This is a genomic window from Streptomyces sp. 7R007, assembly GCF_054850255.1.
Map to the genome: position 1 here is coordinate 1 of NZ_JBTWMV010000011.1, position 21,043 is coordinate 21,043.

17 protein-coding genes and 1 pseudogene are annotated in these 21,043 nt (G+C 72.5%); 15 read left to right on the plus strand and 3 right to left on the minus strand.

Annotated features, from left to right (window positions below):
• Window positions 1-69: pseudogene (locus tag ACYF6T_RS16530) on the minus strand (HNH endonuclease); the annotation flags it as partial.
• A gap of 340 nt (window positions 70-409) precedes the next feature.
• Between ACYF6T_RS16530 and ACYF6T_RS16535 the strand changes: the two are divergent.
• From ACYF6T_RS16535 to ACYF6T_RS16580, 10 genes are all read left to right on the plus strand, one after another.
• Window positions 410-1,528: a mechanosensitive ion channel family protein gene (locus ACYF6T_RS16535; protein WP_461697122.1), complete on the plus strand. Its 1,119-nt coding sequence runs from the start codon at window positions 410-412 to the stop codon at window positions 1,526-1,528.
• 266 nt (window positions 1,529-1,794) lie between these two features.
• Entirely contained in the window at window positions 1,795-3,006 is a 1,212-nt protein-coding gene (locus ACYF6T_RS16540; protein ID WP_461697123.1) for an ROK family transcriptional regulator, read from the plus strand.
• Between the two features lie 68 nt (window positions 3,007-3,074).
• A complete protein-coding gene (locus ACYF6T_RS16545) occupies window positions 3,075-4,436 on the plus strand; it encodes an ABC transporter substrate-binding protein (RefSeq protein WP_461697125.1) in 1,362 nt (453 codons plus the stop codon).
• On the plus strand, window positions 4,436-5,377 hold the full coding sequence (locus tag ACYF6T_RS16550; RefSeq protein WP_461697127.1) for a carbohydrate ABC transporter permease: 942 nt from the start codon (window positions 4,436-4,438) through the stop codon (window positions 5,375-5,377). Before ACYF6T_RS16545 ends, ACYF6T_RS16550 begins: the two co-directional genes overlap by 1 nt.
• Before the next feature lie 2 nt (window positions 5,378-5,379).
• Window positions 5,380-6,273 carry a carbohydrate ABC transporter permease gene (locus ACYF6T_RS16555; RefSeq protein WP_461697129.1) on the plus strand — a complete coding sequence of 298 codons (894 nt, stop codon included), beginning with the start codon at window positions 5,380-5,382 and terminating at the stop codon, window positions 6,271-6,273.
• A gap of 6 nt (window positions 6,274-6,279) precedes the next feature.
• A complete protein-coding gene (locus tag ACYF6T_RS16560) occupies window positions 6,280-7,545 on the plus strand; it encodes a 6-phospho-beta-glucosidase (RefSeq protein WP_461697130.1) in 1,266 nt (421 codons plus the stop codon).
• Window positions 7,536-8,507: an N-acetylglucosamine kinase gene (locus ACYF6T_RS16565; RefSeq protein ID WP_461697132.1), complete on the plus strand. Its 972-nt coding sequence runs from the start codon at window positions 7,536-7,538 to the stop codon at window positions 8,505-8,507. The genes ACYF6T_RS16560 and ACYF6T_RS16565 overlap by 10 nt, the downstream gene beginning before the upstream one ends.
• Window positions 8,508-8,693: 186 nt before the next feature.
• Window positions 8,694-10,151, plus strand: coding sequence for a hypothetical protein (locus ACYF6T_RS16570; RefSeq protein WP_461697134.1), 1,458 nt, complete (start codon window positions 8,694-8,696; stop codon window positions 10,149-10,151).
• Between the two features lie 14 nt (window positions 10,152-10,165).
• Entirely contained in the window at window positions 10,166-11,233 is a 1,068-nt protein-coding gene (locus ACYF6T_RS16575; protein ID WP_461697135.1) for a glutamate ABC transporter substrate-binding protein, read from the plus strand.
• 61 nt (window positions 11,234-11,294) lie between these two features.
• Window positions 11,295-12,638, plus strand: a complete 1,344-nt coding sequence (locus tag ACYF6T_RS16580) for a hypothetical protein (RefSeq protein WP_461697137.1) — start codon at window positions 11,295-11,297, stop codon at window positions 12,636-12,638.
• A 19-nt stretch (window positions 12,639-12,657) separates the two neighbouring features.
• On the opposite strand, the gene ACYF6T_RS16585 is transcribed toward ACYF6T_RS16580, so the two are convergent.
• Window positions 12,658-12,972, minus strand: a complete 315-nt coding sequence (locus ACYF6T_RS16585) for a hypothetical protein (RefSeq protein ID WP_461697138.1) — start codon at window positions 12,970-12,972, stop codon at window positions 12,658-12,660.
• Between ACYF6T_RS16585 and ACYF6T_RS16590 the strand changes: the two genes are divergently transcribed.
• The 4 genes from ACYF6T_RS16590 to ACYF6T_RS16605 all read left to right on the plus strand — a co-directional run bounded on the left by ACYF6T_RS16590 (window position 12,944) and on the right by ACYF6T_RS16605 (window position 19,470).
• The gene (locus tag ACYF6T_RS16590; protein ID WP_461697139.1) at window positions 12,944-15,139 is read left to right on the plus strand and encodes a serine/threonine-protein kinase; all 2,196 of its coding nucleotides are present in this window, start codon (window positions 12,944-12,946) and stop codon (window positions 15,137-15,139) included. The two genes, ACYF6T_RS16585 and ACYF6T_RS16590, sit on opposite strands and share 29 nt — an antisense overlap.
• Window positions 15,140-15,142: 3 nt before the next feature.
• A complete protein-coding gene (locus ACYF6T_RS16595; RefSeq protein ID WP_461697140.1) occupies window positions 15,143-16,471 on the plus strand; it encodes a PP2C family serine/threonine-protein phosphatase in 1,329 nt (442 codons plus the stop codon).
• 98 nt (window positions 16,472-16,569) lie between these two features.
• Window positions 16,570-17,916: a vWA domain-containing protein gene (locus tag ACYF6T_RS16600; RefSeq protein ID WP_461697142.1), complete on the plus strand. Its 1,347-nt coding sequence runs from the start codon at window positions 16,570-16,572 to the stop codon at window positions 17,914-17,916.
• Between the two features lie 81 nt (window positions 17,917-17,997).
• Window positions 17,998-19,470 carry an FHA domain-containing protein gene (locus tag ACYF6T_RS16605; protein WP_461697144.1) on the plus strand — a complete coding sequence of 491 codons (1,473 nt, stop codon included), beginning with the start codon at window positions 17,998-18,000 and terminating at the stop codon, window positions 19,468-19,470.
• Window positions 19,471-19,473: 3 nt separating this feature from the next.
• Here the strand turns inward: ACYF6T_RS16605 and ACYF6T_RS16610 are convergent, their stop codons facing one another.
• The gene (locus ACYF6T_RS16610) at window positions 19,474-20,460 is read right to left on the minus strand and encodes a methyltransferase domain-containing protein (protein ID WP_461697145.1); all 987 of its coding nucleotides are present in this window, start codon (window positions 20,458-20,460) and stop codon (window positions 19,474-19,476) included.
• Between the two features lie 52 nt (window positions 20,461-20,512).
• Here ACYF6T_RS16610 and ACYF6T_RS16615 point away from each other — a divergent pair, with 52 nt between their 5' ends.
• Complete coding sequence (locus ACYF6T_RS16615) at window positions 20,513-20,926, plus strand: globin (RefSeq protein ID WP_461697146.1); 414 nt, start codon at window positions 20,513-20,515, stop codon at window positions 20,924-20,926.
• Window positions 20,927-21,043 lie beyond the last annotated feature (117 nt).

Here is a 21,043-nt window from a genome sequence, read left to right on the forward strand (position 1 = left end):
GAGCGCGCGGCGGAGCGGTACGACGCCGAGCGGCTCGTACGACGCGTTCAGGACCAGGACATGCGGCACGGATGCCTCCTCGGGCGTCGGCGGCGCGTGGCTCGCGCCGGGACGATCTGGTAGTCAGTCTCCCCTCTTGCCTGGTGAACGCGCCACCATCTCCCGGTAACGGGCTGGGAGTGTTTTCGACCACATGTGATGCATCCCCCGAACCGAGCCTGGTTCACCCTCCAGGCGTCCGACCTGTTTCTTTACGTTCCCGGCGGTGTGATCACGCCCTCTCCCCAGGAGAAGGCAACGATGCACACACGATGCCCCGATAGTGTGGTGGACCTGCCCGTCCGGTGACCTTTCCGTGACCTTGACCGCCATGCCGGGGGGCAGGTTGCTGCACCTGGAGGTACCTGCCGTGTCCTTGCCCGCCGCCCTGCCGGCCGCCGGTTCGTCGCCGTCGCCGTCTCCCTCGGAGTCGCCGACGGTGACGGTGCCCACGCTCCAGGACGCCCAGGAGAGCGCGACGAACGCGGCCAGCTGGGTCGAGCAGAACTGGTCGACCTGGCTGGCGATCGGCCTGCGCGTCCTGCTGATCGTGGTGATCGCGGCGGTGCTGAGAGTGGTGGTGCGGCGGGCGATCACCAAGCTGATAGACCGGATGACCCGGACCGTGGAGTCGGTGGACGGCACCGCGCTCGGCGGGCTGCTGGTCAACGCCGAGCGCCGCCGGCAGCGTTCGCAGGCGATCGGTTCGGTGCTGCGTTCGGTGGCGTCGTTCCTGATCCTGGGCACGGCGGCGCTGATGATCCTGGCCACGTTCCAGATCAACCTGGCGCCGCTGCTGGCCTCGGCCGGTGTCGCCGGTGTGGCGATCGGTTTCGGCGCGCGCAACCTCGTCACGGACTTCCTCTCCGGTGTCTTCATGATCCTGGAGGACCAGTACGGCGTCGGTGACACGATCGACGCGGGCGTGGCCTCCGGCGAGGTCATCGAGGTGGGCCTGCGGGTGACGAAGCTGCGGGGCGCGGACGGTGAGATCTGGTACGTCCGCAACGGCGAGGTCAAGCGCATCGGCAACCTCTCCCAGGGCTGGGCGACGGCGGGCGTCGACGTGACCGTGAAGGCGAACGAGGACCTGGACCGGGTCAAGGCCACGCTGGACGAGGTCGCCGAGAAGATGAGCGCGGAGGAGCCCTGGAACGAGCTCCTGTGGGGGCCGATCGAGGTCCTCGGTCTGGACAGCGTGCTGCTGGACTCGATGGTCGTGCACGTCTCCGCCAAGACGATGCCCGGCAAGTCCCTCACCGTCGCCCGCGAGCTGCGCTGGCGCATCAAGCGTGCCTTCGACGCGGCGGACATCCGCATCGTGGGCGGCGCGACGGCCGCGCTGCCGGCCGAGGAGGAGCCGGCCGACCCGGCGGCCGCGGTGGCGGCCCCGTCGGCCCTCGCCAACCCGGACTCGCCACAGGTGGCGGCGACGACCCCCATCACCCCGCCCCGCGCACCGGCCTCGGGCTCGGCCGCGGGGAAGTAGGGGGACACAACGCCGAGTGGGGAAGTAGGGGAACACAACCCCGCACCACCGACCGCCGACGCCCCCGAGGTAACGAGTCCGTTGCCTCGGGGGCGCTTTGCGTGGGACGCCCTTGACGGCCCCTTCGCCCTGGGCTTACGTTCCCTTCCAGCCAATAGGAAACTTTCCTAACAGTGATCTAGGGGCGGTCCGCCGATGATCAGCCGGTGGACTTCCCTCCCAGGTCACTGAGAAGCTGGGCAGTTGAAAGGCAGGTGTCGACCCACATGGCAGGAACCGCCGGTACGCCGGGCACTCCGCGCGTCCTGCGCGCCATGAACGACCGCGCCGCCCTGGACCTCCTCCTGGAGCACGGGCCGCTGTCCCGCACCCGGATCGGCAAGCTCACCGGCCTGTCCAAGCCGACCGCCTCCCAGCTGCTGGCCCGCCTGGAGGCGGCCGGGCTCGTGCTCGCCACCGGCACCACCGAGGGCCGCCCGGGACCCGGCGCCCAGCTCTACGAGGTCAACCCCGCGGCGGCGTACGCCGCCGGCCTCGACGTCACGCCCGAGCGCATCCTCGCCGCGGTCGCCGACATCACCGGCCGCACGGTGGGCTCGTACGAACTCCCCACCCCGGGACGGCGCCCGGCCCGGCCCGTGGTCCAGCAGGTCACCGAGGCCCTCGACGGCGCCGTGAAGGCCGCCGGGCTCGCCCGCGACGACGTCCACCGGCTCGTCATCGGCACCCCCGGCGCCTTCGACCCCAACACCGGCCGGCTGCGCTACGCCTCCCACCTGCCGGGCTGGCACACCCCGGCCCTGCTGGACGAACTCGCCGCCGCGCTGCCGATGCCGGTCGAGTACGAGAACGACGTCAACCTCGTCGCCGTCGCCGAACAACGGCTGGGCGCGGCCCGCGGCCACGAGGACTTCGTGCTGCTGTGGAACGAGGGCGGTCTCGGCGCCGCCCTGGTCCTCGGCGGCCGGCTGCACCGCGGCTGGACCGGCGGCGCGGGAGAGGTGGGTTTCCTTCCCGTCCCCGGCGCGCCGCTGGTGCGACAGGTCACCAAAGCCAACAGCGGCGGCTACCAGGAGCTCGCCGGCTCCCAGGCCATCCCCCAACTGGCCCGCCAGCTCGGCATGGAGCACATCCCCTCCGGCCCCTACGCCGAGGCCGCCGCCGCCCTCGTCGAACGGGCCGCCGCCGAGGACACCGTCCTGGGCCGGCTGCTGCTGCAGACGTACGCCACCCGGCTCGCCACGGGTCTGGCCTCCCTCGTCTCCGTGCTCGACCCCGAACTCGTCGTCCTCAGCGGCGCCTCGCTGACCGCCGGCGGCGAGGTGCTGCGCGCCCTGGTCCAGGCCGAACTGGAGGAGCTGGCCGCCTCCCGGCCCCGGCTCGTGGTCGGCGACGTCCGCGAACACCCCGTGCTGCGGGGCGCGTTGGAGAGCGCGCTCGCGGCCACCCGCGACGAGGTCTTCGACACCTCGCGCTGACCTCGGCCCCACCCCCCGTCCCGCACGCTTCCTCCGCCCTTCCCGTCCCGCCCCTGGGAGACCTCGCCATGCCCGAAAAGTCCAGGAAAGTCGCACCCGGTGTGTCCCGGAGGACGGCCGTCGCACTGGCCGCCTCCGCCTCCCTCGCCCTGCTGGCCACCGCCTGCACCGGCCAGTCCTCCTCCGGCGCCGACGACGACGCGTCCAAGGAGACGACCATCAACTTCTGGCACGCCTGGAGCGCGCCGAACGAGGTGAAGGCCGTCAGGTCCCTGATCGCCGGCTTCGAGAAGGCCCACCCCAACATCCACGTCAACGTCGTCGGCAACATGACCGACGACAAGATCAACCAGGCGCTGCGCACCGGCGGCGCCAAGGCCCCGGACGTCATCTCCTCCTTCACCACCAACAACGTCGGCAAGTTCTGCTCCTCCGGCGCCCTGGTCGACCTCAACCCCTTCTTCGAGAAGTCCGGCGTCGACCCGGAGAAGACCTTCCCGAAGCCGATGAACGAGTACACCCAGTTCGACGGCAACCGCTGCACGGTGCCGCTGCTCGGGGACGCCTACGGCCTCTACTACAACAAGACCGCGTTCAAGAAGGCCGGCATCACCAGCCCGCCCAGGACCTGGTCCGCGTTCGAGGCGGACGCGAAGAAGCTGACGATCCCCGACGGGAACGGCTACCAACAGTTGGGTTTCATGCCGGACTACCACGGCTGGGAGACCACGACCGAGCACTACTTCGCGCAGTTCTCGCCGACGTACTTCGACAAGAACGGCAAGTCCACGCTCGCCACCGATCCCGCCTTCCAGGCCGGTTTCACCCTCCAGAAGAAGCTGGTCGACGAACTCGGCGGCTTCAGGAAGCTGGAGGCCTACCGCTCCAAGCTCGGTGACGAGTGGGGCCCCAAGCACCCCTTCCACACCGGCCAGGTCGCCATGCAGCTGGACGGCGAATGGCGCCTCGGGATGGCCCTGGACGCCAAGCCGGCGTTCGACATCGGCGTCGCCCCGCTGCCCGTCCCCGACGACCAGGCCGACCAGTACGGCAAGGGCTACATCACCGGCACCATCGCCGGCATCGCCGCCACCAGCCACAAGCAGAACGCCGCCTGGGAGTTCGTCAGGTACATCACCACCAACACGGACGCGGTGGTCGGCTTCGCCAACGACATCCACAACGTGCCCTCCACGCTGGCCGCCCTGAAGTCGCCGAAACTGAAGTACGACCCGCGCTTCAAGACGTTCCTGGACATCGCCGCGAACCCGTACTCCACCACCACGCCCGCCTCCATCAACGGCGGTGTGTACCTCACGACGATCCAGCAGCTCGGCTACGACTACGAGAGCGGCAAGGTCACCGATCTCAAGGCGGCCCTGAAGTCGACGGCCGCGCAGATCGACACGGACATCGCGCAGGCGCGGTGATGACCACGATCACCCTGGCGTCGAAGCGCCGGCGCTCGGCGCTTCGCACCCTCGCCTTCATGTCGCCCTGGCTGATCGGCTTCGCGGTCTTCTTCGCCTATCCGCTGATCTCGACAGTCTACTTCTCGTTCATGCACTACGACGGCTTCAAGGCGCCGACGTGGAGCGGGACGAAGAACTGGACGTACGTCTTCGAGCACTACCCGTTCTTCTGGCCGGCCCTGCGCAACACCCTGTGGCTGGTCGTGGTCATGGTGACCTTGAGGGTCGTCTTCGGCCTGGGCGTCGGCCTGCTGATCACGAAGATCAAGACGGGCACGGGGGTGTTCCGCACCCTGTTCTACCTGCCCTACCTCGCCCCGCCGGTGGCCGCCACGATGGCGTTCGCCTTCCTGCTCAACCCCGGCACCGGCCCGGTCGACTCGATCCTGGAGAAGGCCGGCATCCCGGCCCCCGGCTGGTTCAACGACCCCTCCTGGTCCAAGCCCGCCCTCACCCTGCTCGCCCTGTGGGGCATCGGCGACCTGATGGTCATCTTCATGGCCGCCCTGCTCGACGTCCCGCAGGAGCAGTACGAGGCGGCCGAGCTGGACGGCGCCTCGGCCTGGCAGCGCTTCCGGTACGTCACCCTTCCCAACATCTCGCCCATCGTGATGTTCGCCGTCGTCACCGGCGTGATCCAGACCATGCAGTACTACACACAGCCCCTCATCGCCGGGAAGGTCGCCTCCGGCGTGATCCAGGGCGCGGGCACCCAGTTCGAGCCCGGCTACCCGGAGAAGTCGACCCTGACCCTCCCCCAGCTCGTCTACAACCTCGGTTTCCAGCGCTTCGACTACGGCTCCGCGTGTGTCGTCGCCCTCGTCCTGTTCGCCCTGTCCATGGCGTTCACCGCGTTCCTGATGCGGCGCCGGGGCGGCCTCAACCTGGCAGGTGACTGACCATGGCCCAAGTGCTGGACAAGCCGGTGCAGGTGAAGGCGCCGGTGTCGCCGGCCGAGCGCACCGCCCGCCGCCGCACACTGCTGGAGTGGATCGCGATCCACTCGCTCGGCGTGGCGGCCGCCCTGTTCTTCACCCTGCCGTTCGTGTTCGTGTTCCTGACCTCCCTGATGAGCGACACCCAGGCCCTCAGCCGGGACCTGATCCCGCACACCTGGGAGTGGGCCAACTACAAGAAGGTCTTCGACACCCCCGGCTTTCTGACCTGGTGGAAGAACACGCTGATCTACGCGGGACTGGGAACGATCCTTACGGTCGTCTCGTCCCTCCCGGTGGCGTACGCGCTCGCCAAGTTCCGCTTCCCGGGCCGCAATCTCGCGCTCATGCTGGTCATCTCGATGATGATGCTGCCGCCACAGGTGATCATCATCCCGATGTACCTGTTCTGGGCGAAGCAGCTGGACCTGTCGGGCACGCTGTGGCCGTTGATCATCCCGATGGCCTTCGGTGACGCGTTCTCCATCTTCCTGCTGCGCCAGTTCCTGCTGACCATCCCGAACGAGTACGTCGACGCCGCCAAGGTCGACGGCTGCGGCGACCTGCGCACCCTGCTGAAGGTCGTCGTCCCGATGGCCAAGCCGGGCATCGCCGCCGTCGCCCTCTTCCAGTTCTTCTACGCCTGGAACGACTACTTCGGCCCCCAGATCTACGCCTCGGAGAACCCGGGCGCCTGGACGCTCAGTTACGGCCTGGAGTCCTTCAAGGGCGCGCACCACACCGACTGGAACCTCACCATGGCCGCGACCGTGCTGGTCATGGCCCCCGTGATCCTCGTGTTCTTCTTCGCCCAGAAGGCGTTCGTCGAGGGCGTCACGCTCACCGGAGTGAAGGGTTGATCCCGTATGAAACTCACCGTGGTCGGCGGAGGCTCGACCTACACACCCGAACTCGTCGACGGCTTCGCCCGGTTGCGTGACACGCTGCCCATCGAGGAGCTCGTCCTGGTCGACCCGGCCGCCGAGCGGCTGGAGCTGGTCGGCGGTCTGGCCCGCCGCATCCTCGCCAAGCAGGGCCACGGCGGCCGGGTCGTCACCACCGCCGACCTGGACGCCGGCGTCGAGGGCGCCGACGCCGTGCTGCTGCAGCTCCGCGTCGGCGGGCAGGCCGCCCGTGAACAGGACGAGACCTGGCCGCTGGAGTGCGGCTGCGTCGGCCAGGAGACCACCGGTGCCGGCGGGCTCGCCAAGGCGCTGCGCACGGTGCCGGTCGTCCTCGACATCGCGGAACGGGTGCGCCGGACCAACCCGTACGCCTGGATCATCGACTTCACCAACCCCGTCGGCATCGTCACGCGCGCGTTGCTCCAGGCGGGCCACAAGGCGGTCGGCCTGTGCAACGTGGCGATCGGCTTCCAGCGGAAGTTCGCCGGGATGCTCGGCGTCTCCCCCGCCGACATCCACCTCGACCACGTCGGCCTCAACCACCTGACCTGGGAGACCGGCGTCCGCCTGGGCGGCCCCGAGGGCGAGAACGTGCTGCCCGGGCTGCTCGCCGAGCACGGCGAGGCGATCGCCGCCGACCTGCACCTGCCGCGCGCCCTCCTGGACCGCCTGGGCGTGGTCCCGTCCTACTACCTGCGCTACTACTACGCCCACGACGAGGTCGTGCGGGAACTGCGCACCAAGCCGTCCCGGGCCGCCGAAGTGGCGGAGATGGAGCGGCAGTTGCTGACGATGTACGGCGACCCGGCACTCGCCGAGAAGCCGGCGCTGCTGGCCAGGCGGGGCGGCGCCTACTACTCCGAGGCGGCCGTCGACCTCGCCGCCGCGCTGCTCGGCGGCGCGGGATCGCCGTACCAGGTGGTGAACGCGCTCAACCGGGGCACGCTGCCCTTCCTGCCCGACGACGCGGTGATCGAGGTGCAGGCCGCCGTCGGACCCAAGGGGCCGACGCCGCTGCCCGTGCCGGCCGTGGACCCGCTGTACGCGGGCCTGATGGCGAACGTCACCGCCTACGAGGACCTGGCTCTGGAGGCCGCCCTGCGCGGCGGCCGCGACCGGGTCTTCCGGGCGCTGCTCGCCCACCCCCTCGTCGGCCAGTACGCGTACGCCGACGCCCTCACCGACCAGCTGATCGCACACAACCGGGAGCACCTCGCGTGGGCCTGACCGCACGTGTCCTCGCCGTCGACGCGGGCAACAGCAAGACCGACGTGGCGGTCGTGGCGGCCGACGGGCGTGTCCTCGCCACGGCCCGCGGCGGCGGGTTCCGGCCGCCGGTGGTGGGCGTGCGGGCGGCGGTGGACGCCGTCGCCGAGGCCGTCGCGGAGGCCTTCGCCGCCGCCGGGGCGGAGGGGGTCGACCACGTCTCCGCCTGCCTCGCCAACGCCGACTTCCCCGTGGAGGAGGAGCAGTTGGCGGCGGCGCTGCACGCGCGCGCGTGGGGCACGACCGTCGAGGTGCGCAACGACACGTTCGCGATCCTGCGGGCGGGCGTCACCGAACCGCGCGGGGTCGCCGTCGTGTGCGGCGCCGGCATCAACTGCGTCGGCATGCGCCCCGACGGCCGCACCGCCCGCTTCCCGGCCATCGGCCGCATCTCCGGCGACTGGGGCGGCGGCTGGGGCCTGGCGGAGGAGGCGCTGTGGCACGCGGCCCGCGCGGAGGACGGCCGCGGCGGCCCCACCGCCCTGGCCCGCACCCTGCCCGCGCACTTCGGCCGCGCCTCGATGCTCGCCCTCATCGAGGCCCTGCACCTGGAGGAGATCGCCCCCGCCCGCCGTCACGAGCTGACCCCGGTGCTGTTCGCGACCGCCGCCGACGGCGACCCGGTCGCCCGCGCGCTCGTGGACCGGCTGGCGGACGAGGTGGCGACCATGGCGACGGTCGCGCTGACCCGTCTGGACCTGCTGGAGGAGGAGACACCGGTGCTGCTGGGCGGCGGCGTGCTGGCCGCCCGGCACCCCCAACTCGACGACGGCATCAGGGATCTGCTCGCCGTGCGCGCCCCCAAGGCGGTGCCCCGGGTGGTGGCCGCTCCGCCGGTGCTGGGGGCGGTGCTGCTGGGGCTGGACCGGACGGGGGCGCGCGCCAAGGCGCAGGAGCGGGCGCGGGCGTACTTCGGGGGGTGAGCTCACGGGAACCGAACGGATTCCGGCGGCGTATTCATGGGCAGGGGGGTGCTGCGGGCATCGCGTCGTGACGTATACCGGACCGGCAACGCACTGCGATCCGATCAAGATCCAGTGAAGGCTGGTGCGGATGTCAGTGCCGACGGCGATACTGGCGGCGACGGATGACCATGGGGGAGGTCAACAGTGACACACCCGCCGAAGAGCAGCGCGGCGCCACCGGGATCCGGCGTGCCCACCATGCCGGCCGTCCCGCCACAGCCGGGACAGCCCGCCTCCCCCACCTCGCCGGGCCCGTCCCCCGCCGCCCTGCCCGCGCCGGAGCGGCGCACCGCCTTCGCCGAGGGCGTCGACCGGCTGCGCGCGGCCGCCGTCACCGAGCCGGGCCGGCTGCGCATCATCGGCGCGCTGCTGGCCCTGCTCGTCGTCGCCTTCGGGGCGGTGACGGCCTGGCAGATGACGGAGCGTTCGTCGGCCGCCGACGACGTGCTCCACCGCAGCCAGCCGCTCAGTTCGGACGCGGCCGACATCTACCGCTCGCTCGCCGACGCCAACACCGCGGCGGCCAGCGGCTATCTCGCGGGCCCGCAGGAGAAGCCCGGGATGCGCCGGCGCTACGAGGGCGACATCGGCAACGCCGCGACCAAGCTCGTCACGGCCGCCGCCAGTTCCGACGCCGGGTCCCGCTCCGCGCGGACCATCGCCGAGCTCAACAAGCTGCTGCCGCAGTACAAGGGCCTGGTCGAGACGGCTCGGTCCAACAACCGCCAGGGCTACCCGGTGGGCGGCGCCTACCTGCGCGCGGCCAACGAGCTGATGCAGCAGCGGATGCTGCCCAGGGCCGAGGACCTCTACCAGCGCGAGAACCAGCGGCTGCGCGCCGACTACGCGGACGCCAAGGCGTTCCCGTGGGCCGCGATCGGCCTCGGCGTCGTCGTCCTGGGCGCGCTGGCCTGGGCCCAGCGGCGCACCTTCCTGCGCACCAACCGCGTCCTGAACCACGGCCTGGTCACCGCCTCGGCCGCCTGCGTGGTCGTCCTGCTGTGGCTGGTCGTCGGCCACACCGTCGCCCGCGCCGGCCTGAAGGACTCCTACGACCACGGCGTGCGCTCCCTGGACGTCCTGCACGACGCCCAGCTCGCGTCCCTGACCGCCCGCAGCGACGAGAACCTCACCCTCATCCGCCGCGGCGCGGACACCAAGGACCTCGGCAACGACAGGACCGTGGACGCCTACTCCTGGGGCTACGACGACCAGATCGGCAAGCTGGGCACGTCCCTGGACAAGGCCGAGGCGCTGGCGGACGACGCGGCGGGCAGGAAGCCGGTGACGGACGCGAACAGCTACATGCAGGCCTGGAAGGACCGGCACGGCGTCGCCCAGAGCATGAACGACAAGGGCGAGTACCAGCAAGCCCGCGACAAGGTCATCGGTGTCGGCGCGGACCCGACGAGCGTGTGCTTCGACAACATCGACAAGGCGCTCAAGGACGCGCTCGCCCATGAGCAGAGGGAGTTCAGGCAGGCCGCGGGCGACGGCCGGGACGCGCTGACCGGCCTGCCGACCGGCGCCGCCGTCCTCGCCGTCCTGGGCGCGGCCGGCGCGGTGCTCGGCATCGGGCGCAGGCTGTCGGAGTACCGGTGAGAGGGGGCGGGAGGATGAGTGCACGGCGGAACACACCACACACCGCACACCGTCTGGCGCAGCGACTGCGCTCCAGCCTGCGCGGCTGGGGCGGGGTGGGCGCGATGGCCGTCGTCTGCGTCCTCGCCGCGCTCTTCGCGCTGGTGCTGCCGCTGAGCCTGTCCCGGGGCGCCGACGGCAGCACCGGCACCGGCGGTCAGGGAGTCGCCCAGGGCCGCCAGGCCAAGGCGGAGAAGTGCGTCGACCCGCAGGACCGCAGTCTCTCGCCGTCCGGCGGCGACGGAAGGACGCCGACCCTGGACAGGATCAAGGCCCGCAAGGACCCGCGCCTGATCGTCGGCGTCGACACCAACAGCTACCGCTGGGGCTACCTGAACCCCAACAACATCTCCGGCGCGCTGGAGGGCTTCGACATCGACCTCGTCCACCGGATCGCCCAGGACCTGCTCGGCGACCCGGACGCGGTCTCCTTCAAGGCCATCCCGACCAACCAGCGCATCCCGGCGATCCAGAGCGGCGCGGTCGACATGGTGGTGCGCACCATGACCATCAACTGCGACCGCCTGAAGCAAGTGGCCTTCTCCGCCCCCTACTTCACCACCGGCCAGCAGGTCCTCGCCCCCAAGACCTCGACGATCACCGGGTACAACGAGAGCCTGGCGCACAAGAAGGTCTGCTCGGCGCAGGGTTCCACCGCCTACGACAACCTCAAGGCGGACCGGGGCGACGAGATACCCGCCTCCACCGACATCTCCACGCTGGTGCCCAACCAGCTCGACTGCCTGGTGAAGTTGCAGCTCGGCGAGGTCGACGCGGTCGTCACCGACGGCGCGCTCGCCGCCAGCCAGGCCGCTCAGGACCCGACGGTGGAACTCAAGGGCACCCAGTTCACCACCGAGTACTACGGCGTGGCGATGAAGCTGGGCGCGGACGATCTGGTACGCCAGGTCAACCGGACGCTGCAGAACTACGTCAAGAGCGGCGGCTGGGCCGCCTCGTACGAGAAGTGGCTGCACCCCACCATGGACACCGGCGGCAGGAAGTCGGCGTCGGCGACCCCTCCCGCAGCCCACTACAAGTGACGGACGATCGACACTGACGACAGGCAACACGACGGCACACGACAGCAGCGAGAGGTGATCGATGGGCGTCACGGACCCCGCCGGGCCGGTGATGGACCGGGACGAGGTGGACCGTGCGCTGGCGCGGCTCGGCGCCGAGCACGAGGCGATCGAGACCTCGCTCCTCGCGCTGCAGGACCACGCGGGCCGCAGGCTCCTCGAAGGCGCCCAGCTGACCGGCGTCACCAAGGAGCGCTGGCAGGCCACGGAGGCGTCGATCACCCTGCTGTGGGCGTACTTCGACGCCTACACCGACGCGCTGCACACCGCCCGGGAGATCCGTGCCCGCCGCCGCTGGTCCAGCCGCGAGGACCTGGTCGAGCTGACGGAGCTGCTGCGCGGCGAGTCCGTCACGGTCGCCGGTTCCGCCACGGCCACCGCCAACGCCCCCACGCTGCACGGCCCTTCGGGCAAGCTCAGCGAGGCCTTCTCGCTGTCGGCGCTGGTGGACCGGATGAACGAGCTGTACGCGACGAGCCTGGACATGGTCGTCGCCTGCGACGCGGTCTGGTCGGCGCTGCCCGCCCGCATCGATTTACTCGCCGCCGAACTCCAGCGCACCCGTGCCCTCGCCCACTCCGTCGGCGTACGCCCCGGCGAGCACCCGGCCGGTGACGACCTGGAGCGCATCACGCGCACCCTGACCTCCCTGCGCGAGCAGGTCGTCTCCGACCCGCTGGCCTACTGGGTGCCCGCGCAGGGCAGTTCCGCCCCCGGCGGCGGCAAGCCGGACACCACCGTGTACGACCGTGAGGCGCGCGCCCTGGAGGACGTGCGCCGGGAGATCGACGCCGTTCTGACGGTCCGTCAGGACGCGGAGGCGCGGCTGGTGAAGCTGCGGGACGTGCTCTCCCGCGCCGACCGCACCCTCGCCGAGGCGCGCACCGCGCGCGGGGAGGTCCTCGCCAAGATCGCCGCGACGGAGGTGCCGGTGGTCAGCGGCCCGCCGACCGCGCTGCAGGAGCAGCTGGCGACGGCGGCCGAGTACCGCCGGCACGCCCAGTGGCACCGGCTGTCCCCGCTGCTGGAGTCGCTGGAGCAGAAGGCGGAGGACGAGCTGCTGCGCGCCCGCGAGTCGCTCACCGCGGTCACCGCGCCGCTGGCGGTGCGCGCGGAGCTGCGCGGCCGGCTCGACGCGTACAAGGCGAAGGTGGCCCGGCACGGCCTGGCGGAGGACCCGCTGCTCGTCGAGCGCTACGACGCGGCGCGCCGGATGCTGTGGAGCGCCCCCTGCGACCTGCGCGTCGCCGAACAGGCCGTGCTGCGCTACCAGCAGGCGGTCGCCGAGCTGCTCGGCGGGCCGCGCGTGCCCGGACCGGGCGGACCCGAGGACCGTGTTGACCGTAGGGGGGAGGCGTCGTCATGAGTCAGGCGGGGCAAGCCTGTCAGCGGCCGGGCTGCGACGGATCGTACGAGGACGTCGGCGGCGGTGAGCTGTACTGCGACACCTGCGGACTGGCACCGGTGGTCTCGGCCAGGGCCGCGGGGACGGGCCCGGCGGGCTCGGCGCCCACCGGGGGCGGCGGGGGCGAGAAGGGTTCGGCGGGCAGCGGCAGCGCGCGCTCCACGGGCCGCGCCAGCTCCCGTACGTCCTCGCAGTCGTCGAAGTCCCGGCGCTCGGTGTCGGGGCGGCTCTCGCGCTCCCTGTCGGGCAGGTCCACGAGCCGGTCGGTGTCGGTGCGCAGCTCCGGTTCCGGCACGGGCAGCAGCGGCCGGGGCCGGCTGGGCGCCGGGCTGGTGCAGGTGCCGGCCGTGCCGCGGCCCGATCCGCGCGCGATGGTGCTGGACAACCCCGAGGTGCCCGAGCGCAAGCGGTTCTGCTCGCGCTCGGACTGCGGGGCGCCGGTGGGCCGTTCGCGCGGCGACCGGCCCGGGCGCACGGAGGGGTTCTGCACCAAGTGCGGCCACCCGTACTCGTTCGTGCCGAAGCTGAAGTCCGGTGACGTGGTGCACGGCCAGTACGAGGTCGTGGGCTGTCTGGCGCACGGCGGGCTGGGCTGGATCTACCTCGCGGTGGACAAGGCGGTCTCCGACCGGTGGGTGGTCCTCAAGGGCCTGCTGGACACCGGCGACCAGGACGCCATGGCGGCGGCGATCTCCGAGCGGCGCTTCCTGGCGGAGATCGAGCACGCCAACATCGTGCGGATCTACAACTTCGTCGAGCACCTCGACCAGCGCACCGGTTCGCTCGACGGCTACATCGTCATGGAGTACGTCGGCGGCAAGTCGCTCAAGGAGATCGCCAACTCCCGCCGCACGGCGGACGGCAAGCGGGACCCGCTGCCGGTGGAGCAGGCGTGCGCGTACGGCATCGAGGCGCTGGAGGCGCTCGGACACCTGCACAGCCGCAACCTGCTGTACTGCGACTTCAAGGTCGACAACGCCCTCCAGACCGAGGACCAGCTCAAGCTCATCGACATGGGCGCGGTGCGCAGGATGGACGACGAGGAGTCGGCCATCTACGGCACGGTGGGCTACCAGGCGCCGGAGGTCGCGGAGGTCGGGCCCTCGGTGGCGTCCGACCTGTACACGGTCGCGCGCACCCTCGCCGTGCTGACCTTCGACTTCCAGGGCTACACGAACGTCTTCGTGGACTCGCTGCCCGACCCCGACAACATCGAGGTCTTCCGCCAGTACGAGTCCTTCTACCGGCTCCTGGTGCGCGCCACCGACCCCGACCCGGCCCGCCGCTTCGCCTCCGCCCAGGAGATGAGCGAGCAGCTCACCGGCGTCCTGCGCGAGGTCGTCTCGCTCCAGACCGGCCGCGCCCGCCCCGCCCTGTCGACGCTGTTCGGCCCCGAACTGCGGGTGACGGACACGGAGTTGTTCCCCAAGCTGGCCGGCGAGGTGTCCCGGCTGGGGGCGCGGGCGGCGCGCAAGGGCACGCGGCCGTCCCCCGCGTCGCTCTCCGCGAACGGCACCCCCGCCCTGGTCAAGCCCGTCCACACCCCGACCGCCGCCCTCGCCCTGCCCGTCCCGCGGGTGGACCCGGCCGACCCCAGCGCCGGTTTCCTCGCCGGTCTGCTGACCACCGCGCCGACCGAGCTGCTGGCCGCGCTGGCCGCCGCGCCGGCGCAGTCGGTGGAGACGCGGCTGCGGCAGATCCGGGCCTGGCTGGAGAACGGCGACTTCGCGACCGCCGTGAACGCGTTGCAGGCCCTGGACAAGGAGCGCCCCGACGACTGGCGGGTGGTCTGGTACCGGGGTGTCGCGGCCCTGGTGACCGGCGACCACGAGGAGGCCGCCCTCGCCTTCGACGCGATCTACGACGCCTTCCCCGGCGAGATCGCCCCCAAGCTCGCCCTCGGCCTGTGCGCGGAGGTGCTCGGCCAGCTGGACAACGCCGCCGAGTACTACCGCCTGGTGTGGTCGACCGACCCCAGCTACGTCAGCGCCGCCTTCGGTCTGGCCCGCGTCCAGCTGGCCGGCGGCGACCGGCGCGGCGCGGTGCGTACGCTGGAGTCGGTGCCGGAGTCGTCCATCCACTACACGGCCGCCCGCGTGGCCGCCGTACGGGCGCGGCTGCGCGGCCGCACCGCCGCCCCCTCCGACGTACCCTTCCTGGACGACCTGACCGCCGCCGCCGGACAGGTCGAGGCGCTGGAGGCGTACGGTCTGGACCCGGCGCGCCGGGAGGAGTTGTCGGCGGAGGTCCTCGGCTGCGCGCTGGACTGGATACTCTCCGGTGGCCAGGCCGCCCGGCCCGACGGGCGGCGCGCGCTGCTCGGCAGCGACCTGGACGAGCGGGGCCTCCGCTTCGGCCTGGAGCGTTCGTACCGCACGCTGGCCCGGCTCGCGCGCGGCGGCGAGGAGAGGATCGACCTGGTGGAACGTGCCAATCGTTACCGCCCCCGGACGTGGGTGTAGTTGATGTCGCAGATGCCCCAGCGGGCCGCCCTGTCGAACTGCCCGAGCTGCGAGGAGCCGCTTGAGTCGGGTGACCGTTTCTGCGGTGCCTGCGGATACGACCTGTCCGCGGTGCCCGCCCGGCCGGACGACCATCCGACCATCGCGCTGAACGGCGCGGTGCCGCCCCCGCAGACGGACGGCTCCGACTGGCCGGTGGCCGCCGGCCCGGCCGGCTCGCCTGCGCATCTGCCGGCGGAGCTGCCCGGCACGGACTCCGGTGGGGGCCCGCTGCCGCCGGAGCAGGCGCCGCCGACGGGATCGCCGGTCTCCCCGGCCTCCGGCGTGCGCTTCGACCGGCCGCCGGAGCCCGAGGAGTACCCGCTCCAGGCGCCCGACCCGCGCCTGGCCGACCTCGCGGCCGGCACCGAGGAGGCCAGGACGTGCGTGGCCTGCCGCGCCGGCCGCGTCGACGACGACGGCTACTGCGAGCACTGCGGACACGCCCAGCCGCGCGAGCGCGACCACATGGAGCGCGACCTCGGCCCGGTGGCCGCCGCCGTCAGCGACCGCGGCCTGCGCCACCACCGCAACGAGGACGCGTTCGCCGTCGGTCACACCACCCTGCCCGACGGCACCCCCGCGAACCTGGCGATCGTGTGCGACGGCGTCTCCTCGGCGACCCGCCCCGACGACGCCTCGCTCGCCGCCTCCGACACCGGCAGCGGCGCGCTGCTGACCGCCCTGCCCCGCGGCACCCACCCGCAGCAGGCCATGCACGACGCGATCGTGGCCGCCTCGCACGCGGTCAACGCGCTCGCCGTCGAGCCCGCCACCGCCCGCGAGCACTCCCCGCACCAGAACGCCCCCGCCTGCACCCTGGTCGGCGCCATCGTCACCACCGGTCTGCTGGTCGTCGGCTGGGTCGGCGACAGCCGCGCCTACTGGGTGCCCACCGACCGCACCTCGCCGCCGGCCCGGCTCACCGAGGACGACTCGTGGGCCGCGCAGATGGTCGCCGCGGGCCTGATGAGCGAGGCGGAGGCGTACGCCGACGAGCGCGCCCACGCGATCACCGGCTGGCTCGGCGCGGACGCCTACGAACTGGAGCCGCACACGGCTTCCTTCAAGCCGGACCGGCCGGGTGTGGTGGTGGTGTGCACCGACGGGCTGTGGAACTACGCGGAGACGGCCGAGGAGATGGCCGAGATCGTCCCGACGGACGCGGCGGTACGCCCGCTGCACTGCGCCCGGGTGCTGGTCGGCCACGCCCTGGACGGCGGGGGCCACGACAACGTAACAGTGGCGGTCGTGCCGTTCCCGGCGGTGCCCCAGGGGGCAGGATCGGGCTGAGGTCGTACACGGGGAGACCTCGGGGGGCCGGAGGGGACCGGTCCCCGCACACTCGGTGCCCTGCCGACGCGGGGATTTCAAGGGGGATTTGAGCAGGTATGGCCAATTTCTCGAAGTCGAACGTGCCGCAGTTCTCGGTGGACGTGTACCAGAACGAGTACCTGCCCGAGGGCGGCCGGGAGGTCAACGCGATCGTCACGGTGACGGCCACCGGGGGCGGCACGATCGGAAGCGCGGTCGCGGCGCCGCACCTGTACGCGCCCGGCCAGGGTCCCTCCGCGGGCGTGGCGATCATGGTGGACTGCTCCGGCTCGATGGACTATCCGCCGACGAAGATGCGCAACGCCCGGGACGCGACGGCCGCCGCGATCGACACCCTGCGCGACGGAACGCACTTCGCGGTGATCGGCGGCACCCACGTCGCCAAGGAGGTCTACCCCGGCGGCGGCCGGCTCGCCGTCGCCGACGCCACCACCCGGGCCCAGGCCAAGCAGGCCCTGCGCAAGCTCAGCGCGGGCGGCGGCACCGCCATCGGCACCTGGCTGCGCCTGGCCGACCGCCTGCTGTCCTCCGCGGACGTCGCCATCCGGCACGGCATCCTGCTCACCGACGGCCGCAACGAGCACGAGTCGCCCGAGAGCCTGCGGGCGGCCCTGGACTCCTGCGCCGGACGGTTCACCTGTGACGCCCGGGGCGTGGGCACCGACTGGGAAGTGAAAGAAGTCACAGGGATCGCCTCCGCCCTGCTCGGCACCGCCGACATCGTCGCCGACCCGGCCGCCCTGGCCGCCGACTTCACGCAGATGATGGAGAAGGCGATGGGCAAGGAGGTCGCGGACGTCGCCCTCAGGCTGTGGACGCCGGTGGGCACCTCCATCAAGTTCGTCAAGCAAGTGGCGCCCACCGTGGAGGAGTTGACCGGCCGCCGCACCGAGGCGGGCCCGCGCGCCGGGGACTACCCCACCGGCTCCTGGGGTGACGAGTCCCGCGACTACCACGTGTGCGTGGAGGTCCCCACGGCCGCCGTCGGCCAGGAGATGCTCGCCGCCCGGGTCTCCCTGGTCGTCCCGCAACCGGACGGCAGCGCCCACAACTTGGGCGCCCAGGGCCTGGTACGGGCGGTGTGGACCGACGACATGGCCGCCTCGACCTCGATCAACCCGCAGGTCGCCCACTACACCGGGCAGGCCGAACTGGCACAAGCCATCCAGCAAGGGCTCGATCTTCGCAAAGCGGGCGATTTCGACGGAGCAACGGCCAAACTGGGCCGGGCCGTTCAGCTCGCCAGCGCCTCCGGAAACGCGGATACTGCGAAACTGCTTGCGAAGGTGGTGGACGTGGTCGATGCCGCGACGGGTACTGTGCGACTGAAGGCGAAGGTCGAGGAGGCCGACGAGATGACTCTCGAAACACGGTCCACAAAGACTGTTCGTGTAAAGAAGTGACACCAGGCGTGCGCACGGCGTGACCCACGGCGTGCGCGCGCGGAACGAGTAGGACCCTGAAGGAGAGGGGGAAGCGCCGACATGCCGACCTGCCCGAACGGACACCAGTCGGGTTCCGACGACTGGTGCGAGGTCTGCGGTCACCGCATGGCCGGTGCCGTGCCTCCGCCCCCGCCCCCGCCGCCCCCGCCCGGCGGTGGCTACGGCTTCCCGCCGCCCGGCGGCCAGCCCGGCCCCGGCCAGCCCGGCGGCCGTCCGCACCTGTCCGCCGTACCGGACCCCGAGCCGGAGCTGTGCCCGCAGTGCCGCACGCCCCGCGAGGGCGGTGCGCCGTTCTGCGAGGAGTGCCGGTGGAACTTCCTGACGAACACCGCCACCTCGTACACCCCGGCCGCCCCGCGCCCGCCGGCCCCGGGTCCGGCCGTGCGCTTCCAGCAGCCGCCGGGACCGCCTCCGTCGTACGGCGGCGGTGACTCGTACGAGTACCAGAGCTCCCGGCCGTCCCAGATGAACCGGCCCGCGGAGCCGATCCCGCCGTTCGGCAGCGAGCCGTCCGGCCCCTCGAACTTCGGCCCCGGCGGCCCAAACGGTCCGTCCGGCCCGTCCAACTTCGGCCCCGACCCGTCCCGCCCGGTCCCACCCCCCGGCCCCACGCCGACGTCGGGCCCCGGCGGCTTCGGCAGCCCGGACGGCCCCGGCCGCCCCGGTGGCTTCGGCGGCCCCGACGGTCCCGGCCGGCCCGCTCCCGGCGGTTTCGGCGGCCCCGACGGTCCCGGCCGGCCAGGCGCCGGAGGCCCCGGCGGCTTCGGTGACCAGGGCGGCCCCGGCCGTCCCGGTCCGGGCGGCCCCGGTGGCCCGAACGGTCCCGGCGGTCCCGGTACGACGGCGGGTGGTCCGCAGGCCTTCCAGCAGGCCGGTGCGCCGGCCCCGCCCGGCTTCCCGCAGGAGACCACCCGGCCCCCGCAGGGCGGCCCCGGCGGTCCGTCCTTCGGCGGCGGTGACGACGACTGGGTGATCTCGCCTCCGTCGTCGGGCCCCGGCGCTCCCGGTGGCCCCGGCGGTCCCGGTCAGGGCGGCGGCTACGGCTACCCGCAGCCCGGTTCGACCCAGGCCCCGCCCCCGCCCGGCCCTCCCTTCCCGCAGCAGCCGGCGACCTGGACGGCCACGATCGGCCCGGACCGCGAGTACTTCATGGCGATGATGCAGCGCTCCGGCCCCGAGGCCGCCGGTCTCAACCTGCCGGCGTACTCGCCCGAGCAGCAGCGCACGCTCACCGGCAACCAGATCACCATCGGGCGCCGCCGCCACTCCACCGGCGACACCCCCGACATCGACCTGTCGGTGCCGCCGGAGGACCCGGGCGTCTCCCACCAGCACGCGGTGCTGGTCCAGCAGCCGGACGGCAGCTGGGCGGTCGTCGACCAGAACTCCACCAACGGCACCACGGTCAACGGCTCCGAGGACCCCATCCAGCCCTTCGTGCCGGTCCCGCTGCAGGACGGCGACAAGGTGCACGTGGGCGCCTGGACGACGATCACGATCCGGCGCGGCTGAGCCTCAGTCCGGCAGGGGCCAGACGTACGGCCCCTCCGGGCCGTCCAGCCACGCCCACTCCTTCTCGCCGCCGACGGTGAGGCCGTAGCGCTGCCGCGGCGGCCGTCCCTCGCGTTCCCACAGGGCGTGGGCCTCCTGCGGGTCGAGGCCGCCCCGGGTGAGGGCGAGCAGGAAGCGGAAGAGGTCGTGGTCGCGGGCCTCGTGCGGCACCGGGCCCAGGTGCGCGGGCTCCTGATCGGGGCGGGATGCGCCGCGCAGCGGCACGAAGTAGGCGGGCGTGGACAGGAAGTGGCCCTCGGCGTGGCCGGGGTCGCGGACGGTGAGGGCGACCAGGCCGGTGGCGAGCGGGGCCAGGATGCGGGCGCCGGGGGCGCACTGGGCGAGCCAGGCCCGGGGGACCGAGGTCAGCGCGCAGGTCGCGATGATCCGGTCGAAGGGGGCGCGCTCGGGGACGCCGCGGGCGCCGTCGCCGGTGACGACGGCCGGATGGTGTCCGGCGGCGGCCAGGTGCTGCCGGGCCGCCTCGGTGATCTCCGGGTACAGGTCGATGGTGGTGACGAGGTCGTCGTCGCCGAGCCGGTGGGCGAGCAGGGCCGCGTTGTAGCCGGTGCCGGTGCCGATCTCCAGCACCCGGTCGCCGTCGGCGACCCGCAGCTCCGCCAGCATCCGCGCCATCAGCGAGGGCTGGCTGCTGGAGGAGACCAGGTCGCCGTCGCGCAGCCGGGTGGCGAGCGGGGCGTCGGCGTAGGCGCCGCGCAGCCACTTCTCGCGGGCCGCCGGATCGGGGCTCTCGCCCCAGCGCCGCTCGTAGCCGCCCCGGACGCCGACGTAGTAGTACGGCACGAACACGTGCCGCGGCACCGCCTCGAACGCCTCCCGCCAGCCCGGATCGTCCGCCCAGGCCCCGCTCGCGTCGATCTCCCGCACCATCGCCGCCCGCGCCGACGAGGCGACGGCGTCGAGTTCCCCACCGAGAGCGTGTACGCCCATGGCTCCACAGTAGGTCCTAGGGCCCAGGTCCTCGTCCTCCGCGTCTGAGAGCATGGAGGGCGTGAAAGAGATCCGGCGCGGCACGCTTGAGACGCAGACCTTCTACGAGCAGGTCGGCGGGGAGGAGACCTTCCGCCGCCTCGTCCACCGTTTCTACGAGGGCGTGGCCGAGGACCCCGTTCTGCGGCCGATGTACCCCGAGGAGGACCTCGGGCCGGCCGAGGAGCGGCTCACGCTGTTCCTGATCCAGTACTGGGGCGGCCCGACGACGTACAGCGAACGCCGCGGCCACCCCCGGCTGCGCATGCGCCACATGCCCTTCACCGTCAACCGCGAGGCGCACGACGCCTGGCTCCGGCACATGCGGGTCGCCGTCGACGAACTCGGCCTGCCCGAGGAGCACGAGCGCCGCCTGTGGGACTACCTGACGTACGCCGCGGCCTCGATGGTGAACGCCCCGGACTAGACACGACCGGTCACAATCCGGTCAAGGCCCGTACACAAGCGCTTACAAGCGGCCCCTCCCCTCTGACAGCATCGCCCGGAGGTCTGGACAACATCTGGACGGCCACGGGGGGGTCGG